This window comes from Frigidibacter oleivorans, assembly GCF_003993775.1.
In the GTDB taxonomy this organism is placed as follows: Bacteria; Pseudomonadota; Alphaproteobacteria; order Rhodobacterales; family Rhodobacteraceae; genus Frigidibacter; species Frigidibacter oleivorans.
Genome location: NZ_RJRZ01000002.1, coordinates 169,551 through 189,181, shown reverse-complemented (window position 1 = coordinate 189,181; position 19,631 = coordinate 169,551). Strand labels below are relative to the sequence as shown.

17 protein-coding genes are annotated in these 19,631 nt (G+C 71.2%); 6 read left to right on the top strand and 11 right to left on the bottom strand.

What is annotated here, in order from left to right; all coding sequences use genetic code 11:
- Window positions 1–24: 24 nt before the first annotated feature.
- The 7 genes from EEY80_RS03950 to hslO all read right to left on the bottom strand — a co-directional run bounded on the left by EEY80_RS03950 (window position 25) and on the right by hslO (window position 8,420).
- Complete coding sequence (locus EEY80_RS03950; RefSeq protein ID WP_126975273.1) at window positions 25–519, bottom strand: L,D-transpeptidase family protein; 495 nt, start codon at window positions 517–519, stop codon at window positions 25–27.
- Between the two features lie 84 nt (window positions 520–603).
- Window positions 604–1,824: a class I SAM-dependent RNA methyltransferase gene (locus EEY80_RS03945; protein ID WP_126975272.1), complete on the bottom strand. Its 1,221-nt coding sequence runs from the start codon at window positions 1,822–1,824 to the stop codon at window positions 604–606.
- Window positions 1,821–3,674, bottom strand: coding sequence for an ABC transporter ATP-binding protein (locus EEY80_RS03940; protein ID WP_126975271.1), 1,854 nt, complete (start codon window positions 3,672–3,674; stop codon window positions 1,821–1,823). The genes EEY80_RS03945 and EEY80_RS03940 overlap by 4 nt, the downstream gene beginning before the upstream one ends.
- A complete protein-coding gene (locus EEY80_RS03935; RefSeq protein ID WP_126975270.1) occupies window positions 3,671–5,524 on the bottom strand; it encodes an ABC transporter ATP-binding protein in 1,854 nt (617 codons plus the stop codon). The genes EEY80_RS03940 and EEY80_RS03935 overlap by 4 nt, the downstream gene beginning before the upstream one ends.
- Window positions 5,525–5,589: 65 nt before the next feature.
- The gene (locus EEY80_RS03930; protein WP_126975269.1) at window positions 5,590–6,783 is read right to left on the bottom strand and encodes a CCA tRNA nucleotidyltransferase; all 1,194 of its coding nucleotides are present in this window, start codon (window positions 6,781–6,783) and stop codon (window positions 5,590–5,592) included.
- Window positions 6,767–7,396 (bottom strand): CoA pyrophosphatase, encoded by a 630-nt coding sequence (locus tag EEY80_RS03925; RefSeq protein ID WP_126975268.1) that lies wholly within the window; start codon window positions 7,394–7,396, stop codon window positions 6,767–6,769. Before EEY80_RS03925 ends, EEY80_RS03930 begins: the two co-directional genes overlap by 17 nt.
- Window positions 7,386–8,420 (bottom strand): Hsp33 family molecular chaperone HslO, encoded by a 1,035-nt coding sequence (gene hslO / locus EEY80_RS03920; protein WP_126975267.1) that lies wholly within the window; start codon window positions 8,418–8,420, stop codon window positions 7,386–7,388. Before hslO ends, EEY80_RS03925 begins: the two co-directional genes overlap by 11 nt.
- Before the next feature lie 125 nt (window positions 8,421–8,545).
- Between hslO and EEY80_RS03915 the strand changes: the two genes are divergently transcribed.
- Window positions 8,546–8,989 (top strand): NUDIX domain-containing protein, encoded by a 444-nt coding sequence (locus tag EEY80_RS03915; protein ID WP_126975266.1) that lies wholly within the window; start codon window positions 8,546–8,548, stop codon window positions 8,987–8,989.
- 21 nt (window positions 8,990–9,010) lie between these two features.
- On the opposite strand, the gene EEY80_RS03910 is transcribed toward EEY80_RS03915, so the two are convergent.
- Window positions 9,011–10,309 carry a PP2C family protein-serine/threonine phosphatase gene (locus EEY80_RS03910; RefSeq protein WP_235829701.1) on the bottom strand — a complete coding sequence of 433 codons (1,299 nt, stop codon included), beginning with the start codon at window positions 10,307–10,309 and terminating at the stop codon, window positions 9,011–9,013.
- A gap of 79 nt (window positions 10,310–10,388) precedes the next feature.
- On the opposite strand from EEY80_RS03910, the gene EEY80_RS03905 reads away from it, so the two are divergent.
- Complete coding sequence (locus tag EEY80_RS03905) at window positions 10,389–10,847, top strand: Hpt domain-containing protein (RefSeq protein WP_328590493.1); 459 nt, start codon at window positions 10,389–10,391, stop codon at window positions 10,845–10,847.
- Window positions 10,848–10,889: 42 nt separating this feature from the next.
- Here EEY80_RS03905 and ilvA read toward each other — a convergent pair whose 3' ends face one another.
- Together ilvA and EEY80_RS03895 are read right to left on the bottom strand one after the other, a co-directional pair.
- On the bottom strand, window positions 10,890–12,137 hold the full coding sequence (gene ilvA / locus EEY80_RS03900; RefSeq protein WP_126975265.1) for a threonine ammonia-lyase IlvA: 1,248 nt from the start codon (window positions 12,135–12,137) through the stop codon (window positions 10,890–10,892).
- A gap of 73 nt (window positions 12,138–12,210) precedes the next feature.
- Complete coding sequence (locus EEY80_RS03895) at window positions 12,211–13,707, bottom strand: PAS domain-containing sensor histidine kinase (RefSeq protein ID WP_126975264.1); 1,497 nt, start codon at window positions 13,705–13,707, stop codon at window positions 12,211–12,213.
- A gap of 212 nt (window positions 13,708–13,919) precedes the next feature.
- Between EEY80_RS03895 and EEY80_RS03890 the strand changes: the two genes are divergently transcribed.
- From EEY80_RS03890 to EEY80_RS03875, 4 genes are all read left to right on the top strand, one after another.
- Window positions 13,920–15,152 carry an argininosuccinate synthase gene (locus EEY80_RS03890; RefSeq protein ID WP_126975263.1) on the top strand — a complete coding sequence of 411 codons (1,233 nt, stop codon included), beginning with the start codon at window positions 13,920–13,922 and terminating at the stop codon, window positions 15,150–15,152.
- Between the two features lie 167 nt (window positions 15,153–15,319).
- Window positions 15,320–16,633, top strand: a complete 1,314-nt coding sequence (locus EEY80_RS03885; protein WP_235829700.1) for a hypothetical protein — start codon at window positions 15,320–15,322, stop codon at window positions 16,631–16,633.
- The gene (locus EEY80_RS03880) at window positions 16,630–17,394 is read left to right on the top strand and encodes a COG3904 family protein (protein ID WP_126975262.1); all 765 of its coding nucleotides are present in this window, start codon (window positions 16,630–16,632) and stop codon (window positions 17,392–17,394) included. Before EEY80_RS03885 ends, EEY80_RS03880 begins: the two co-directional genes overlap by 4 nt.
- 155 nt (window positions 17,395–17,549) lie before the next feature.
- On the top strand, window positions 17,550–18,869 hold the full coding sequence (locus EEY80_RS03875) for a D-amino acid dehydrogenase (RefSeq protein ID WP_328590492.1): 1,320 nt from the start codon (window positions 17,550–17,552) through the stop codon (window positions 18,867–18,869).
- Between the two features lie 26 nt (window positions 18,870–18,895).
- On the opposite strand, the gene EEY80_RS03870 is transcribed toward EEY80_RS03875, so the two are convergent.
- Window positions 18,896–19,468 (bottom strand): superoxide dismutase family protein, encoded by a 573-nt coding sequence (locus EEY80_RS03870; protein WP_126975260.1) that lies wholly within the window; start codon window positions 19,466–19,468, stop codon window positions 18,896–18,898.
- Window positions 19,469–19,631 lie beyond the last annotated feature (163 nt).

Below are 19,631 nucleotides of genomic sequence, written 5' to 3'. Positions count from 1 at the left end.
CGCGGCTGAGGCGCCCCGAGGCGCTCACGGATAGATGATGATCGGCGTGCCGTCGCGGACCATCGCGTAGATGTCCTCGATTTCCTTGTTGCGCACCGCGATGCAGCCGGCGGTCCAGTCCGCCTTGCCCCGCCGCAGGTCGCCCTCGCCATGGATGAAGATGTCGCCGCCGGGGCGCTTGCCGGCCTCTTGGGCGAAGGCCACGTCGTTGGGATTCGGGTAGGAAATGCCCAGCGACAGGTGATAGCGGCTGTTCGGGTTGCGGCGGTCGATGTAATAGACCCCTTCCGGCGTCTTGCCGTCGCCCTCGAACTGCTTCGGTCCCTGCGGCGCATTGCCGAGGTAGATGTCATAGGCCTCCAGCACGCGGTTGCCGTGCAGCAGGTACATCTTGCGGTCGGTCTTGCTGACATAGACCTGCGTGACCTCGGGCCCGTGATAGGTTTTGAACTTGGAATCGCCGCAGGCGGCGAGCATGGCCAGCCCGGCAAGCAGCAGGAATACCTTGAAGAAACGCATGGAAGCGGTGCCTGTCCCGTTTTCCGCGGTCATACACCGATTTCGCCGCAGCGCCTAGACGGCGGGAAGCCGCTCACGAAAGCGTCAGCGCCGGAAGGGCGCGACCAGCTCGACATGCGGCGACCAGCGGAACTGGTCCACCACCGTCACCGGACCCATGCGATAGCCGCCGGCGATCAGCGTCTGGGCGTCGCGGGCGAAGGTGACGGGGTTGCAGGACACCGCGGCGATCACCGGCACGCTCGACCGCGCCAGCTCCGCCGCCTGCGCCTCGCAGCCCGCGCGCGGCGGGTCGATCACCACCGCATCGAACCCCGCCAGTTCGTCCGGCAGCAGCGGCCGGCGGAACAGGTCGCGCGCCTCGACCGTCACCCGCCGCAGGCCCGGTGCCTGCCGCCACCCAGCCTGCAGCGCGGCCAGCGGCGCCGCCTCACCCTCGACCGCATGCACCTCGGCCGTTTCGGCCAGGGGCAGTGCGAAGGTGCCCGCCCCCGCGAACAGGTCCGCCACCTGCCGCGCCGCGCCGATATGGGCGCGCACCGCGGCGACCAGGGCCGCCTCGCCCGCCTGCGTCGCCTGCAGGAAGCCGCCGGGCGGCGGCACCACCCGCGCCCGCCCGAACTCCTGCGCGGGCGGGCGGCGGGTCGCCACCGGCTCGCCCTCCCAGGTCAGGCGGGCAAGGTCGGCGCCCTCGGCCAGCGCGGCGAGCGTCTGGAACAGGCCCGCGTCCATCGGCTTGCCGCCCGCCACCGCAAGGTCGATGCCCCCGCTGCTGTGCGTCACGGTCAGGTCCAGCCCGCCCTTGCGGCTGGCCCCCGCCGCCACCACGGCGCGCAGCACCGGCAGCGCCGCCATCAGCGCCGGGTGCAGCAGGTGGCAATCCGCGATCTCGACCACCGTGTCGGAGGCTCGGGCGTGAAAGCCCAGGGTCACGCCCTTCTTCGTCCGCCGCCCGGCCAGCACCGCCCGCCGCCGCGACCGGGGGGGCGAGGTCCGGACCGCCGCCACCTCGGCCGCGATGCCGCGCGCGGACAGGGCCGACAGCACCGCCTGTGCCTTCCAGCCGGCGACGAAGGGATCCGAGGCATGTTGCAGCGAACAGCCGCCGCAGGCGCGGAAATGGGCGCAGGGCGCGCGCACCCGGTCGGGCGAGGGCGTCAGGATGCGCGGCGCGGCGATGCGGCCCGCCTCGGGCTCGCCCTCCACCACCTCGCCGGGCAGCGCCATCGCCACCCGCACCGGCCCGTCCGGTCCCTGGGCGATGCCATCGCCCCGGTGCCCCAGCCGCTCGACCGTCAGGATCACTCGGCGGCCTCCGCCCCGGTCTCGTCCTCGTCGGTGCCGATGAAGCCGCCGGACTGCCGGTTCCAGTAGCGGGCATACAGCCCGCCCCGCGCCAGCAGCTCGTCATGGCTGCCCTGTTCGACGATCCGGCCGGCATCCATCACCACGATCCGGTCCATCGCCGCGATGGTGGACAGCCGGTGCGCGATGGCCAGCACCGTCTTGCCCTGCATCACCTGCGTCAGCGCGGTCTGGATCGAGGCCTCGACCTCGCTGTCCAGGGCCGAGGTCGCCTCGTCCAGCACCAGGATCGGCGCGTTCTTCAGGAAGGCACGGGCCAGCGCGATCCGCTGCCGCTGGCCGCCCGACAGCTTTACCCCGCGCTCGCCCAGATGGGCGTCATAGCCGGTCCGCCCCGCATGGTCGCGCAGCCCGAGGATGAACTCATGCGCCTCGGCGGCCCTGGCGGCGGCGATCATCGCCTCTTCGCTGGCGCCGGGATCGCCGTAGAGGATGTTCTCGCGGGCCGAGCGGTTGAACATCGCGGTTTCCTGCGTGACCATGCCGATCTGCCGGCGCAGGCTTTCCTGCGTCACGCGGCGGATGTCGTGCCCGTCGATGCGGATCGCCCCGGCCTCGACATCGTAGAGCCGCAGCAACAGCGCCACGAGCGTGGACTTGCCCGCGCCCGAGGCGCCGACGATGCCCACGCGTTCGCCCGGGTGGATGGTCAGGTCGATGCCCTGCACCCCGCCGCCGCCGCCCCGGCCATAGGTGAAGGTGATCCGGTCGAAGGCCACCGCGCCGGTGACGCGGCCCAGCACCTCGGCATCCGGCGCGTCGGTCAGGCTGTGGGGCGGCGACAGGGTGCGCATCCCGTCCTCGACCTCGCCGACGCTGCCATAGATCGACATCAGCGTCATGCTGACCCAGCCCGACATCTGCGCGATCCGCAGCGAGATGGCGCCCGAGGCGGCGATGTCGCCCGCCGTCGCCCCGCCCTGTTGCCACAGCAGGATCGCGCCACCGATCAGGATGATCGGCAGCAGCCCCGACAGCGTCATCAGCGAGAAGCGGAACGAGGCCGAGACATAGCCGAAATCCAGCGCCCGGTCGCGGAACCCCGCCATCGCCGACAGGGCGGCGCGATCCTCGTGATCGGCATGGGCGAACAGCTTGACGGTCTTGATGTTGGTGATCGTGTCCACCACCTGCCCCGTCACCATCGCCCGGGCCGAGGCGCGGGCGGCCGACCGGCCGCGCACCCGGGGCAGGAACCAGCGGATCATCCCCAGATAGACGACGAGCCACGCCGCCAGCGCCACCGCGATCCAGGCGTCGATGGCCACGAGGAAGATCACCGACCCGATCACCGAGGCCAGCGCGAAGGCAACGACGTTGATCACCTCGCTCGCCACATCGGTGACGGCGCGGGCGGTCTGCATCTGCTTTTGCGCGATGCGGCCGGCAAAATCGTTATCGAAGAAGGTGACCGCCTGCCCCATCGTCCAGCGGTGCAGCCGCGACAGCACCAGCGGCAGCAGGTTCGGCTGCACGAGGATGCTGTTCGAGGCCGAGGACAGGCCGAAGATGCCCGGCCGCACCACCATGTAGAACAGCGCCGCCGACAGGAACAGCGGCCAGTGATCGCGGAACACCGTCTCGGGGGTCGAGGACAGCGCCCCGTCGATCACCCGGCCCAGCACCACCGCCGACACCACCTCCAGCGCGCCGGCCGCGACCGAGAAGAGCCCCGCCCAGACCAGCACCTTCCACGCCCCGGCGAGGCACCAGGCGAAAAACGCGCCCAGGCTTTGCGGCGGCGGACCCTCGGCGGGGCTGAAGGCGTCGATCATCCGGTCGGTGTTCATTCGGCGGCCCTTTCGTCCAGATCGGTGCCGATGAAGCCCCCCGACTGATGATCCCAGAACCGGGCATACAGCCCGCCCGCGGCCAGCAGGTCGGCATGGCTGCCTTCCTCGGCGATGCGGCCCGCCTCGATCACCACGATCCGGTCCATCCGCGCGATGGTGGACAGCCGGTGCGCGATGGCGATCACCGTCTTGCCTTCCATCACGCCATAAAGCGTGTCCTGAATTGCCGCCTCGACCTCGCTGTCCAGGGCCGAGGTCGCCTCGTCCAACACGAGGATCGGCGCGTCCTTCAGGATCACCCGCGCCAGCGCAACCCGCTGCCGCTGGCCCCCCGACAGCTTCACCCCCCGTTCGCCCACCTGCGCGTCATAGCCGCTGCGGCCCTCGGGGTCCTTCAGCGTCAGGATGAAGTCATGCGCCTCGGCCCGGCGGGCGGCGGCGATCATCTCCGCCTCGGTCGCATCGGGGCGGCCGTAGAGGATGTTGTCGCGCACCGACCGGTGCAGCAGGCTCGAATCCTGCTGGACCATGCCGATCTTGGCGCGCAGCGAATCCTGCGACACCTGCACGATGTCCTGCCCGTCGATCAGGATGCGCCCCTCCTCGGGGTCGTAGAACCGCAGGATCAGCTTCACCAGCGTCGACTTGCCCGCGCCGGACCGCCCGACGATGCCCACCTTCTCGCCCGGCGCGATGGAAAGCGTCAGCCGGTCGAGCCCGCCGCTGCCGCGCCCGTAGTGATGGGTCAGCGCGTCGATCTCGATCCGGCCCTCGCGCAGCGCCAGCGGCGGCGCGGCCGGCCGGTCGGTCAGCGCGATGGGCTGGGCGATGGTTTCCATCCCCTCGGCCACCGTGCCCAGCGCCTGCACCAGCCCAGTGGTGGCCCACATGATCCAGTAGGTCAGGTTGTTCAGCCGCAGGACCAGCGCCGCCGCCGCCGCGACCACGCCCACCGTCGCCTGCCCGCCATGCCACAGCGCCATCGCCCAGCCGGTGACCCCGACGATCAGCAGCCCGTTCAGCACCGTCAGCATCACGTCCATCGAGGTGATGATCCGCATTTCCTTCTGGAAGGTCCGGCGGGCAGTCTCGATGGCGTCCTTGGCATAGCCGATCTCGCGGTCGTGATGCGCGAACAGCTTCACCGAATGGATGTTGGTATAGCTGTCCACCACGCGCCCGGTGATCGCCGACCGCGCGTCCGAGGATGCCTTCGACGCCGGCCCCGCCCGCCGCACCGTCCAGCGCAGAAGCGCGAGATAGGCGAGCAGCCACAGGATCAGCGGCAGCGTCAGCCGCAGGTCCGCCCCGGCCAGCATCGCGAAGGACCCGATGACCGTGGTCACCGCGAAGGCCATCGCGTCGAAAGTCTGGAACACCGCATCCCCCGCCGCGGGCGGGGTCTGCATGATCCGGTTGGCGATGCGCCCGGCGAAGTCGTTCTCGAACCAGCCGACGGGCTGGCGCAGCACATGCCGATGCGCGCGCCAGCGGATCAGCGTGCCGAAATTGGTCAGGATCGTGTTGTGCAGCAGCGCCATGTCCGCGCCGGCGATGATCGGCCGCAGCACGAGGATGACGAAGGCCGCACCCGCGAATTCAAGCCCATGCGCCGCCAGCACCGCCCCCGGATCGCCCGAGGACAGCAGGTCCACCACCCGGCCGACATACCAGATCAGCGCCACGTCCAGCGAGGCGACCAGCACCGACAGGATCGCCGTCACCGCGAACACGCTGCGGAACGGCCCGCAATAGGACCACAGGAACGCCCACAGCGTCCGGGGCGGGGTATCCGCCTCGGGATAGGGGGCGTAGGGATCGACGAGGTTTTCGAAGAAGCGGAACACGGGAATGCGCCTTTCCGTTGCCCCGTGCATATAGCGGCTGCGCGGGCGAAGGAAAACCGGGAAGGCTAGTCTTGCCCGTCGCTGCCCCCGCCCTCTCCGCCGCCCGTCCCGTCGTCGCCCAGCAGGTCGTCGCGGCTGGCGGTCAGGTCCGACGCGATCCATCTGGCCTCGCGCGCCTTCAGTTCGGCCCCCAGCGCCGGGCCGGCAAAGGCGGGCATCAGGTCGGCGGCGGTCAGGGGGAATTGCGCCGCCGCCCCCCGCGCGACCGCCTCCTGCCAGCCTTGGGGCAGCGGCTGTTCCAGCAGCGCGGCGCGGGCCATCAGCGCATCGCGCGCGCGGTCGGCCCCCAGGCGCCAGCCCAGTTCCGCCGGCCCCTGCCCGCCCGTCGCCGCCGCGCGCAGGTCGGCAAGGTCGCGCGCCTGCGCCCGGGACAGGCGCAACGCCTCGTCCGGGGCCGCGCCACCCAGCACCGCCAGCCGGCGCAGCGGATCGGGGGCGGCGCCCTCCTCCAGATGCAGCAGCGGCGCCAGCGCCCGGTCATCCGCCCCGGGCAGCACCCGCGCCAGCACCCCCGACGCCCGCATCGCTGCGACGGCGGGGGCCGGGTCGGGCGCGGCCAGCAGCTTCAGCATCTCGGCCCCCACCCGTTCCCGCGACAGACGCTCGATACCCTCGGCCCCGGCGGCGCAGGCGGCCAGCCCCTCGGGGTCGAGTCCCCCGGCCGGATCGGCATACCAGGCGTGGAACCGGAAGAAGCGCAGGATGCGCAGGTAATCTTCGGCGATCCGGTCCGCCGGTTCGCCAACGAAACGCAGCCGCCGCGCCGCCAGATCGGCAAGGCCGGTCCCCAGCGGGTCGATGACGCGGCCGCCCCCCTCGGCATAAAGCGCGTTCATGGTGAAGTCGCGCCGCGCCGCGTCGTCCTCGATCCGGGTCGAGAAGGCGACGGTCGCGTTCCGACCGAAGGTTTCGACATCGCGGCGGAAGGTCGTCACCTCATGCGGGACACCCCCGGCGACGACGGTGACGGTGCCGTGGACCAACCCGGTGGGCACCGTCTTCAGCCCCGCCGCCTGCATCAGCGCGATCACCCGGTCGGGCTCCGCATCGGTGGCGATGTCGAGGTCGCTGACCGGCGCCCCGATCAGCGCGTTGCGCACGCAGCCGCCCACCAGCAGCGCCCGCTGCCCGGCCCCGGTCAGCGCGTCCAGCACCGCCACCAGCCCCGGTGCGGTCAGCCAGTCAGCCGTGATCCGCATGTCCCGCATCCGCCATCGCCTCGGCCAGCGCGCGCAGCATCCGCGCCGTCGCGCCCCAGATGTAATGCGGGCCGTAGGGCACCGCCCAATAGGCCCGCCATGTCCCGCGCCAGCGCCGCCGCTCGATGCGATAGTTCGACAGGCGCGCGACATGGGCCAGCGGCACGGTGAACACCTCGTCCACCTCGCCCGCCTCGGGCACCGGCCGGAACGGCCCGACAATCTGGGCGACTACCGGCGTACAGACGAAGCCCGTCACCGTTTCATGCGGCGGCAGCACGCCCAGCACCTGAACCGAGGCGACGGGCAGCCCCACCTCCTCGGACGCCTCGCGCAGGGCGGCGCCGACCGGACCGTCATCCGCCGGCTCGACCTTGCCGCCGGGAAAGGCGATCTGCCCCGGATGATGCTTCAGCCGGGACGAACGCTTGGTCAGCACCAGGTCCGGCCCCGCCCGACCGGTCTGGAAGGCGACCAGCACCCCCGCCGCCCGCAGCGCGCGGGACGGCGGCAGGACGGTGCCGGGGTTCAGGTCATAGTCGGAACTGGGCCGCAGCGGGCGCGCCAGCGCGACGCGCAGCGCCTGCAGCGGGTCGGCGGGGTCAGCGGTCACCCTCGCCCTCCGGCCCGGTCTCGTCGTCTTCGGGCGCGGTCGCGGCTTCGAAGCCCAGCGTCGCGGGATCGAAGACGTAATGCGCCCCGCAGAACTGGCAATCCGCCGTCACCGTGCCCTCGTCGGTGGTCATCGTGGCGATGTCCTTCGTCGAATAGATCGACAGGCTCTGCCGCACCTTGTCGGCCGAACAGGTGCAGCCGAACTCCACCCGCTGCGGATCGTAGACGCGGGGGCGCTCCTCGTGGAACAGCCGCACCAGCAGGTCGGTCGGGTGCACCGTCGGGCCGATCAGTTCCAGATCCTCGACGGTGTCGAGCAGGAGGTTGGCGCGCCCCCAGTTCTCTTCGTCCTCGCCCTGCAGGATGTCGCCCGCGGCCAGCAGCCCGCCCTCGCCCGAGCCGCCCTCGCCCGCGGCGAAGGGGCTGGCCTTCGGCATGTGCTGCAGCATCACCCCGCCCGCGCGCCACTGTTCCGGCTTTCCGGGCAGGGTGGACCGGCCGTAGGACAGCGCGAAGCGGGTGGGCAGCTGTTCGGACTGCGCGAAATAGGTTTCCGCACAGGCGGCGAGCGAGCCGCCCGCGATGGGCGTGATCCCCTGATAGGGCGTGGTTCCCGGGCCCTGATCGATCAGGATGGCGAAATAGCCCTGTCCGATCAGGTCGAACGGCTGCGGGGCGTCGAGCGCCTCCATCCGGTCGCGGTCGAAGCTGGCCCAGCCGCGCACGCGGGCCGGCTCGCCATCGGCGCCGGGGCCGTAATAGTCGGTGGCGATGATCCGCGCCGGGCCGTCGCCGCGGATCTGCAGCGACAGCTTCCAGCGCAGCTTGATGGTCTGGCCGATCAGCGCCGTCAGCAGCGCCGCCTCGGCCACCAGCGCCTCGATCTGCGGCGGGTAGTCGTGCTGTTCCAGCACCTTTTCCAGAACGCCGTCGAGCCGCGCCACCCGCCCGCGAATATCGCTGCGGTCAAGCTGGAATGGCAGGACGGTATCGTCCCAGGCGATCTGCGACAGGGTCGTCATATGTCCTCCTTTTGGGAGTCTCGGGCTTCGTGGATTGTCGGGGTTGGCCGGGCGGGGCTTTTCATGGTGCTCGCCCCTTGGCATACCCGGTCCATATAGGGACGGCAACGACAGGACCAAGGGCAATGATCAGGCGCGTGGGCGAGCCGCCCGAGGCGGGACGCAGCTATGGGCGCAGGCCCGGGGTCTATGCCGTGCTGGCGCTGGGATCGTCGGTCCTGCTGACGCATCAGGCGCGGCCGGTGCCCGAATTCCAGCTGCCCGGCGGCGGGATCGACCGCGGCGAACAGCCGATCCGCGCCCTGCACCGCGAGGTCTACGAAGAGACCGGCTGGTCCATCGCCCGGCCCCGGCGGCTGGGGGCGTTCCGCCGCTTCACCTACATGCCCGAATACGACCGCTGGGCGGAAAAGCTGTGCACCGTCTATCTGGCCCGGCCCGTGCGGCCACTGGGCCCGCCGACGGAGCCGGGGCATCTGGCAATCTGGTTGCCCGCCGCCGAGGCGGCCGAGTTGCTGGGCAATGACGGGGACCGGCTTTTCCTGCGGCAGGCGATGGGGTTGGCCTGACGACCGCCCCGCGCGGCCGGGTCAATCCGCGTTGCGCTTTGCCCCGTGGAAGTCGAGGCAGACGGCGGACACGTCATCCGCGGGCTCGCCCGCCGCATGGGCGGTGACGCCGGCCACCAGCGCGGTCAGCAGGTCCGGCCCCGGCAGGCCGGCGGCGCCCTGCAAGAGCCGGGCCAACCCCTCCTCCTCCAGCAGCCGGCCCTCGGCATCCGCCGCCTCGATCACGCCGTCCGAGATCAGCAGCAGCCGGTCACCCGGGTTCAGCCGCAGCTCTACCTCGGCATAATGCGCGCCGGGCAAGAGGCCGATCGGCAGGCCGCCGCTGCCGCAGAACTCGACCTTGCCCCCCGCGCGCAGCACCGCGGGATGCGGGTGCCCCGCCTGCACCATCGCCACCCGCCCCGACACCAGATCGACATCGGCGTAAAGCAGGGTCAGGTAGCTGGCCTCCGACATCTCGGCCAGCAGGATCGCGTTCAGCTGCGCGGCCAGTTCCGCCGGCGGGCGCCCGTCATAGATGCCGAAATCCGTCTGCACCAGCGCGAGGTTCCGGTCGGGCGAGCTGCCGGACAGGAGCCCCGCCAGCCGCGCCGTCATCAGCGCCGAGGCGACGCCATGCCCCGCCACGTCCAGCGCGAACAGGCCCACGCGCCGGGCGTTGATCGGGAAGAAGCCCACGAGGTCGCCCCCCACGTGGCCCGAGGGATGCAGGACCAGCGACACCTCGGCGCTGCCGAAGCTGCGGTGGCGTTCGCGCAAGAGGCTTTGCTGCAGGTTCCGCGCCTCGGCCAGATCGCGGTCCAGCGCGTCATGGATGCGGCGCAGGTCGGCCAGCGCGGCGGTCAGGCTGCGGTTCTTCTGCGTCAGTTCGCGTTCCATCTGCAGGATGCGGCCGCCCGCGGCGATGCGCGCGCGCAGTTCCTGCCCGTCTACCGGTTTCGACAGGAAGTCGTCCGCCCCCGATCCCAGACCCGCCGCGACCTCGCCCGCCCCGCGCTTCGAGGTCAGCAGGATGAAATAGACATAGCGGCCGGGCAGCCTGCCCCGCATCTCGCGGCACAGGGTCGGGCCGTCCATGCCCGGCATCACCCAGTCCGACAGCACAAGGTCGAAGCGGTCGCGCAGGGCGATCTCCAGCGCCTCCTGCCCCGAGGCGGCCTCCACCACCTCGATCCCGTCGCGGCCCAGCAATGCGGCCAGCATCCGCCGCTGCGCCCGGCTGTCATCGACCACCAGCGCCCGCCGCACCCCGCCCGGGGCGGGCGGGCCGGCAGAATCGGTGCCGGGCGGGCCGGGCGGAAGGCGGGCGGGCGGCGTCACGGGGTCCCTTCGCGGTCTGGCGCGCGCCACTGTGTCCGGCCGGGCGTTAAGGGCGGGTGAAACGCCGCCGGACCCGCCGGTGCTTAACCCCGCCTTCAGCCCCGCCGCCGATCATCGGGCGACACTGGCGGAGGCGGCGATGGACGGAAGGGCGGAGGGCGGGGCCGCGGGCGCGGCGGACGCGCCCCTGATCGACTGGGCGCGCGTTCGTGACCTGCGCGACGAGATCGGCGAGGACAGCTTTGCCGAGGTGGTGGAGCTGTTCCTCGACGAGGTGGAACAGGTGCTGGCACGCCTCTCGGGCCCCGGCGGGATGGAGGCCGACGCGGCCGCGCTGGCCGATGACCTGCATTTCCTGAAGGGCAGCGCCTGGAACCTGGGCTTCGCGCGCTTCGCCGATTTCTGTGCCCGGGCCGAGGCACTGGTGGCGCTGGCGGGTCCGGCCGGGCGGCAGATGGGCGCGGCGCTGGACCTCGCCTCGGGGATCGCCTGTTTCGCGGCCTCGCGGCGCGCGCTCCTGTCCGGCCCTCCGGCCTGACCGCCGGCCCCGGCTGCCCGGGCGCCGGATGGGCGGCGCCGGTCAGATCAGGAACTCGGCCAGCGTCTCGTCCTCGGTGATGTCGCGCCAGACGAAGCCGGCTTCCAGCAGCGCGGCCTCCAGCCGGGCGAAATTCTCGGCTTCCGCCGTCTCGATCCCGATCAGCACCGAACCGAAGTTGCGGGCGGATTTCTTCAGGTACTCGAAGCGCGCGATGTCATCCGTCGGCCCCAGCAGGCCGAGGAAATCGCGCAGCGCGCCGGGTCGCTGCGGCAGGCGCAGGATGAAATACTTCTTCCGCCCGGCAAAACGCTGCGCGCGTTCGCGCACCTCGGGCAGACGCTCGAAGTCGAAATTGCCGCCCGAGGTCACGCAGACGACGGTCTTGCCGGCGATGTCGGGCGCAAGCTGGGGCAGCACGTCGATGGACAGGGCGCCCGCGGGTTCTAGCACGATGCCCTCGACGTTCAGCATCTCGATCATCGTGCCGCAGATCCGGTCCTCGGGCGCCAGCAGCACCTGCGCCGGGTCCACGCCCGCAAGCCGCGCGAAGGGCAGCGCGCCGATCCGCGCCACCGCCGCCCCGTCGACGAAGCTGTTCACGCGCGGCAGCGTGACCGGCGCGCCCGCCGCCAGCGCCGCCGTCAGGCTCGCGCCCCCCGCCGGTTCGACGAAGCGCAACTGCGTCCCGGGCGCGCGGTCGGCCAGAACGCCGGCGATGCCCGCCGCCAGCCCGCCGCCGCCCACGGGCAGCACCACCAGATCGGGCGCGCGGCCCAGCTGGTCCAGCATCTCGACCGCGACCGAGGCCTGACCCAGGATCACGTCGGCATCGTCGAAGGGGGCGAGGAACCGCGCCCCCGCCTCGGCGCAGAAGGCCTGCGCGGCGGCGAGCGTCTGGTCGAACCAGTCGCCGGTCAGCCGGATGTCCACCTGCGCACCGCCGAAGGCGCGGGTCTTGTCGATCTTCTGCTGCGGCGTCGTCACGGGCATGAAGATCGTCCCCCGCACCCCGAATTCCCGGCAGGCATAGGCCACGCCCTGCGCATGGTTGCCAGCGCTGGCACAGACGAAATGATCGAGCCGCGGATCGGCGGCCCGCATCCGCCGCATCGCGGTGATGGCGCCGCGCAGCTTGTAGCTGCGCACCGGCGTCAGATCCTCGCGCTTCAGCCAGATGTCGGCGCCGTGGCGGTCCGACAGGAAGTCGTTGCGCTGCAGCGGCGTGGCAGGGAACAACCCGCGCAGGGATTCGGTGGCGGAACGGGCATCGTCGGCAAAACGGGTCATGGAGCGGGCATAGCCGCCACCGGCCGCGACAGCAAGTTCGGCCGGCGCCGCCCCGGCCTCTGTCTCCCCGGCCTCAGCCCGCGGCCGAGGCGAGCGGCCGCGGCGCCCCCGCGGACCGGGACAGGGCGGACAGCGGCACCCGCAGCAGGAACTGCGCCCCTTCCTCGCCGATCTCCTGTTCATGGGTGCCGCCCAGCGAGCCGGCGCTGGCCGCGATCAGGCGCAGGCCTGCCCCCCGGTGCCGCGGGTCCGGCGGGCGCCGCAGCACGTCGCGGTTGCCGCTTTCGCGCCAGCACAGCGTGAAGACCGGCTCGCCCCCCGTCCGGTCGATGGTCCAGTCGAGCGCGACATGCCCGTCCGGGGCGGCGAGCGCACCGTGCTTCACCGCGTTGGTCGCCAGTTCATACAGGATCAGCGCCAGCGCCGGCATCGCCTGCGGCGCGATCGGGACAGGCGGTCCGCCGAAGGACATGCGGCCCGGTTCCGCCTGCCAGGGTTCCAGCGCCACCGCCACCAGCGCGCCCACCTCGCCATCGCCGCTGCCCACGCCCAGAAGCAGGTCCTGCGCCCGCGACAGGGCCATCAGCCGCTCGCCCACCGCCGACAGCGCGGCCTTGGTGTTGTCGACGGTGCGCAGCGTCTGCGACACCAGCGCCCGCACGACGGCCAGCTGGTTCTTCATCCGGTGCGACAGTTCGGCATTGACGATCTGCTGGCGCCGTTCCGCCTCGTGCCGGTCGGTCACGTCCACCGCCTGCACCAGCACGCCGGCGGTCGCCCCGGTGTCGTCCGGGAAGGGCTGAAAGACGAAATCCAGCACGCGCTGCTGCGGGGGCCTGTCCCGGTCGCGCTGCAGCGTGATCGTCACGCCCTCGCCGACATGCGGCTCGCCCGTTTCGTACACGCGGTCCAGCAGATCGACATAGCCCTGCTCCACCACCTCGGGCAGCGCCTCGGCCACCGGCTTGCCAATCACGTCGCGGAACCCGATCAGTTCGGAATAGGCCCGGTTGACCATGCGAAATTCGTGCTTCGGCCCGCGCAACAGCGCCACAGCCCCGGGCGACAGCCGGAAGCAGGTATAGAGGATCTCGCGTTCCTGCTCCTCGCGCCGGCGGGCCATGACCTGCGCGGTGGTTTCGGTGCAGCAACAGAACATGCCCAGCACCTCGCCCCTCTCGCTCTTCACGGGGGTATAGGAAAAGGCGAAATGCGTCTCTTCCGGATAGCCGTTGCGGTGCATGATGAAAGAGATGTCATCCATCTGCGTCCCCTGCCCGGCATAGGCGCGGAACAGGATCGGCGAGACATCGTCCCAGATGTCGTACCACAACTCGCGGAAGGTCTTGCCGATGGCCGGGTGCCGCGCCTCGCACATTTCGGCATAGCCGTCGTTGTACAGCATGATCTGTTCCGGCCCCCAGGTCAGGAACATCGGCTGGCCGGACCCGTGCATGACGCTGACGAGCGTGCGCAATTCCGGCGGCCAGCTTTCGGCGGGGCCGAGCGGATTGGCCGCCCAGTCGAATTCGCGCATCAGCCGGGCGCATTCGGTATTGGCCGAAAACATGGTCTTCCTTTCGCGGCATGCCGGTCCGGCATGGCCAAGCCCAGCATAGCCAAGCGCCTGCCCCCCGCAAGCCCGGGCGGCAGGGCGCGCCGCCGGGGGCACATTGCCCCGGGTACAAGTTTACCGTCCCCCTGCGGGCCGCCGCCCTTGCTGCACGGGGCAAAACTGCCTATTCCGGCGAGCCAGTTGACCCTGACCCCACGGAGCCGCCGATGTCCGCGCCCAAGAAAGTCGTGCTCGCCTATTCCGGCGGCCTCGATACCTCGATCATCCTGAAATGGCTGCAGACGGAATATGGCTGCGAGGTGGTGACCTTCACCGCCGATCTGGGCCAGGGCGAGGAGTTGGAGCCGGCGCGGCAGAAGGCGCTGCTGCTGGGGATCAAGCCCGAGAACATCCACATCGTCGACGTGCGCGAGGAATTCGTGCGCGACTTCGTCTTCCCGATGTTCCGGGCCAACGCGCTCTACGAGGGCGAATACCTGCTGGGCACCTCGATCGCCCGGCCCCTGATCTCGCAGCACCTCGTACGGATCGCGCAGGAAACGGGGGCGGATGCCGTCGCCCATGGCGCCACCGGCAAGGGCAACGATCAGGTGCGCTTCGAACTGGGGGTCGCGGCGCTCGATCCGGCGATCAAGGTCATCGCGCCCTGGCGGCTGTGGGACCTGACCAGCCGCACGAAGCTGCTGGAATTTGCCGAGGCCAACCAGATCCCGATCGCCAAGAACAAGCGCGGCGAGGCGCCCTTCTCGGTCGATGCGAACCTGCTGCACACCTCGTCCGAAGGCACGGTGCTGGAAAACCCCGCCGAAGAGGCGCCCGACTACGTCGCGCAGCGCATCGTGCCGGTGGAAGAGGCGCCCGACACCGCCGAGATCATCGAGATCACCTTCGACAAGGGCGATGCCGTCGCCATCGACGGCCAGGCGCTGTCGCCCGCCACCATCCTGACCCGGCTGAACGAACTGGGCGGCAAGCATGGCATCGGCCTGCTGGATTTCGTCGAGAACCGCTTCGTCGGCATGAAATCCCGCGGTCTTTACGAAACCCCCGGCGGCACCATCCTGCTGGCGGCGCATCGCGGCATCGAGCAGATCACGCTGGACAGCGGCTCGGGCCACCTGAAGGATTCGATCATGCCGCGCTATGCGGAACTGATCTACAACGGCTTCTGGTTCAGCCCGGAACGCGAGGCGCTGCAGGCGCTGATCGACAAGACGCAGGAACATGTTTCGGGCACGGTCCGCCTGAAGCTCTACAAGGGCATGGCGCGGGTGATCGCGCGCTGGTCGGACGAGTCGCTTTACAGCGAGAAGCACGTGACCTTCGAGGAGGATGCCGGCGCCTATGACCAGCGCGACGCGGCGGGGTTCATCCACCTCAACGCGCTGCGGCTGAAGCTGATCGCCACCCGCAACGCCCGGGTCGCGCAGAAGGGCTGACCGACGCGGGCGGCCGCCCCCGGGATACTCCCGCCGACGAAACGCCACGGCCGGCTCGCGCGCAGTTGACCGGCGCGGGGCGGCCGAGGGCTTTTACCCCGCGCAGGATCGTCTAGATTTCCGGGATTCCGCGCGGAATTGTGGTCGCGGCCCCCGCTGGAGACCCGATGCCCGAGGATCTGACCGCGCACCCCGCCCCGCCGCATCCCGCCCGGATCGACCCTGCCTATGCCGAAGCGCCCGGTGCCGCCGTTGCGGAACGCCCCGGTATCCGCCACGCGCGCGAACTGGAACGGCACCTGACTTGGCTGGACAGCTTCACCGGCACCGCCCTGGGCGTGCTGTCGGCGGCCTCGGGCATTTACACCTATCTGGGCGTGCGGACGCTGCTGGACGGCAGCGGCGTCTGGACCACCTTCGCGGCGCTCTCCTATTCCATCGCCGTCTCGGTCGGGATCTTCGTCTTCTGGTCCTACATGATGCGGCTTCTGCCGGCGGTGCGCACCGCGGCGGCGCGGGTGGGGCTGTTCCTGTCGATGGGTCTGGGCTGTCTGGCCATCGTCGCCATGTCCTCCTGGCTGAACGCCGCGGCGCTGGCCGGGTCCGCGGCGGTGGAACAGCATCTGGCGACCACGGTGCAGACCTATCAGGCGGCGCTGGAACGGGCGCAGTCCAATGCCGTCGCGGGACAGGGGCTGGCGCGGGACGTGTCGCGCGTCAGCCAGAGCTTCGGCGACCTTTCGGAACAGGAGGCCGGGGGCGGCCTGTCGGGCTTTGCCGGCCAGGGCGCGGTGTTCCGGGTGCTGACCCAGAAGGCCGCGGAACTGGCCGCGCTGGAATCGCAGATCGCGGCGCAGGACGAACCCATTGCCACCGCCTTTGCCGAGGGCAACCGCATCCTCAGCCGGATGCGAGCGCTGACAGTGGAGCCGGGTCCGGTCGAGGAACGGTCGGTGCGCTTCTCGGAAGAGGCGGTGCGCCTGTCGGGGATCGTGGCCCAGCTGCGGCAGCTGAACGTGGCCCCGCTGGTGGACCGGGCGGCGCAGGATCTGGCGGATTCGGTGGTGCTGCCGGAACTCGACGGCGGCAGCGAACTGGCGCGCAGCAGTCAGGCCAGCACCATCGATTCCGTGCTGGGGCTGGTCGCGCTGCGGGCACAGACGCTGGCGGCGGCCGCGGCCGAGGTCATCGCCCTGCCGCAGCCGGACGAGACGGTCTATACCCCGATCTCGGCCGCCGATGCGGTGATCCGCTATGCCGGCAACTTCATTCCCAGCTGGGCGGGCGCCGTGGCCATCGACCTGCTGCCCGCGGTGCTGGTCTTCATCCTGATGGTGACGCAGGCCGCGATCCGGGCCGGGCGCGGCGACAGCACGGTCGAGGATACGATGACCGTCGCCGAACTGCGCGCGGCGCTGGCCACGGTGCGCAGCCTGCCGGGCCAGCATCCGCTGGACCAGCCGGGTCCGGACCGGCCATGACCGAGGCGCGGCGCAGCACGCCCGACCGCGCCCTGCGCGCGGTGATGGTGGGCCAGATCGCCATCGCGCTGGCGGTGGTGGCGCTGGACCTTGCGCCCGCGGCGCGTCAGGCCGCCGATCCGGCGACCTTCGCCCCGCCCGGCAGCGGCCCCGCCACGCGCCCCTACCGCCCCGATGTCCGCCCAGGCGGCACGCCGGGCGCCCCCGCGATGCAGCCGATGCCGGAACGGCTGGAATTTTCTGCCGACGGCACCGCCGTCACCCTGCTGGGCCAGATCGCCGAGGGCGATGCCGACCGCTTTGCCGCCTATCTGCAGGAACGGCGCGATGCCGGCGCGCGGGCGACGCTGTTGCGGCTGGACAGTTCCGGCGGCTCGGTGGCGGATGCGCTGGAAATCGGCCGCGCCACGCGGGCCGCGGGAATGGCGACCGAGGTGGCCGAGGGCGCGGTCTGCCTGTCGGCCTGTCCCTATATTCTCGCCGGCGGGGTGGAGCGGCGGGTGGCCGAGGGCGGGCGGGTGGGCGTGCACCAGCACTATTTCGGCGAAAACTCGATCCTGCCCGCCTTCCTCGCCGTCGAGGATGTGCAGCGCGGGCAGGCGGCGGTGATGGATTATCTGGACCGGATGGGCGTCGACCCGATGCTGATGCGCGATGCGCTGACGACGCCGCCCGACGAGATCTTCCTGCTGGATGCCGAGGCGCTGCGCGACTACCGGCTGGTCACGACAGAAGATTCGGGCGAGGCCGGGGCCGGCTGAGGGACAGACGGCGGTGATTCGGCTACTCGCGCGAATGATCTTGCTGCCGAAACGTATTCCGCCGTAGATTCCGCCGCAGATCCCCGATCCGGCGGCCAAGTTCGCCAGCACATTCCGTCGCGGCGGATGCATCTTCTGCCGCACCACGCGAACAGGTGCAGCAGGAGTTTCCGGTCATGAAGGTCGTCGTCCTCGGGGCGGGTGTCATCGGCATCACCACCGCATATGAACTCGCCCGGGCGGGGCATGAGGTGACGGTGCTGGACCGGCAGCCCGGCCCGGCGCTGGAGACGAGCTTTGCCAATGCGGGCGAGGTCAGCCCCGGCTACTCCGCGCCATGGGCCGCGCCCGGCATTCCGCTGAAGGCGCTGAAATGGGCCTTCCAGCGCCATGCGCCGCTGGTCGTGGGTCTCGCGCCCGATCCGGTGAAACTGGCCTGGATGGCGCGGATGCTGGCTAACTGCAACGCCGCCGCCTATGCCCGCAACAAGAGCCGGATGGTCCGGCTGGCCGAATACAGCCGCGACCGGCTGATCGCGCTGCGCGCCGAAACCGGCATCCGCTATGACGAACGGATGCAGGGCACCCTGCAGGTGTTCCGCAGCGACAAACAGGTCGAGGCCGCGGCCAAGGACATCGCCGTGCTGCGGGCCGATGGCGTGGCGTTCGAGGTGCTGGACCGTGCCGGCTGTCTTGCCGCCGAACCGGGTCTGGCCGGGGCGGCCGACCGGATTGCGGGCGGGCTGCGCCTGCCGGGGGATGAGACCGGCGACTGTTTCAAGTTCACCGCGGCGCTGGCCCCGCTGGCCGCATCCAAGGGCGTGACCCTGCGCTATGGCGTCGCCGTCACCCGGCTGATCGCCGAGGCCGGGCGGGTGACCGGCGTGCTGACCTCCGACGGGCCGCTGGCCGCCGATGCGGTGGTGGTGGCGCTTGGCAGCCATTCGCCGCGGGCGGTGGCGCCCCTGGGGCTGCGCCTGCCGGTCTATCCGGTGAAGGGCTATTCGCTGACCATGCCGATCCGCGACGAATCCCGCGCCCCGGTGTCGACGGTGATGGACGAGACGTACAAGGTGGCGATCACCCGGCTGGGCGACCGCATCCGCGTGGGCGGTCTGGCGGAGATCGCCGGCTTCGACCTGTCGCTGCGCAAATCCCGTCGGGCGACGCTGGAAAAATCCGTGGGTGAGATGTTCGTGGGCGGCGGCGATGCGGCGACGGCACAGTTCTGGTGCGGCCTGCGCCCGATGACGCCGGATGGCACGCCTGTGGTCGGACCCACGCCGGTGGCCGGGCTGTGGCTGAACACCGGCCACGGCACGCTGGGCTGGACGATGGCAGCGGGTTCGGCCCGGCTGCTGGCGGACCAGATGTCGGGGCGGGCGACCGATATCGCGGCCGCCGATCTGGGCTATGCGCGCTATCTGCGGCACGGCGGCACAGGCCGCCGCGCCCCGGTCCCCGCCGCGGCCTGAGCGCCGGCCCGGCCGCGCGGCGTCCCCTACTCGATGACCGCGCAGGCCAGCCGTTCGCCGGCGCCGCCCGCGGGCTGCGATTCATAGTCGTCGGGTTCGGCATGCAGCATCAGCACATGGCCCGAGACATCACCCGGCGCGCCATCGCCCAGCGTCACGAAGGTGTTGAACACCTCGCTGCGCAGGTTGCCGTCGCTGTCGACCCACTGGTTCGGCATGTCGCCGGCATGCGGGCCGGTCTCGACCATGAAGCCGTGGTCGGACTCGTTGGGATTGAAATGCCCGCCCGCCGTCTCGAACCGCTCGCCGGGGTCGCAGGCGGTGCCTTCGTGGATGTGGAAGGCGACCCAGCCCTCGGGCGGCAGGCCGGTCATGTCGAGCGCGATCAGCACCCCATGCGGCGTGGCCGTCAGTTCGGCGCTGCCGAGCGAGGCACCTTCGGCGTCGATGAACTCGGCCGTGCCGGAGGCCATGGCGGGATCGCTGTTCGTGGGCGCTGTCTGCGCGGGCGCGTCCTGCGCCGCGGCGGGCGAGGCGAGCAGCGCCGCAAGGGCGGCGGCGCAGGCGGCCGGGGCTGTGGCGAGGCTGGTGCGGGACATGGCGTTCCTTTCGGTCGAACATGAATTTCCGGGCGCGGCACCGGCTGTGGCATCCCGACGCCCGCCTAAAGGGAACAGCCCCCGCCGCGCGATGTTCCGGGACGAGACAGGCACGATCCGGCCCGGGGACCCGATGCGTCACCCGCCGCGGCACCCTGCCGCT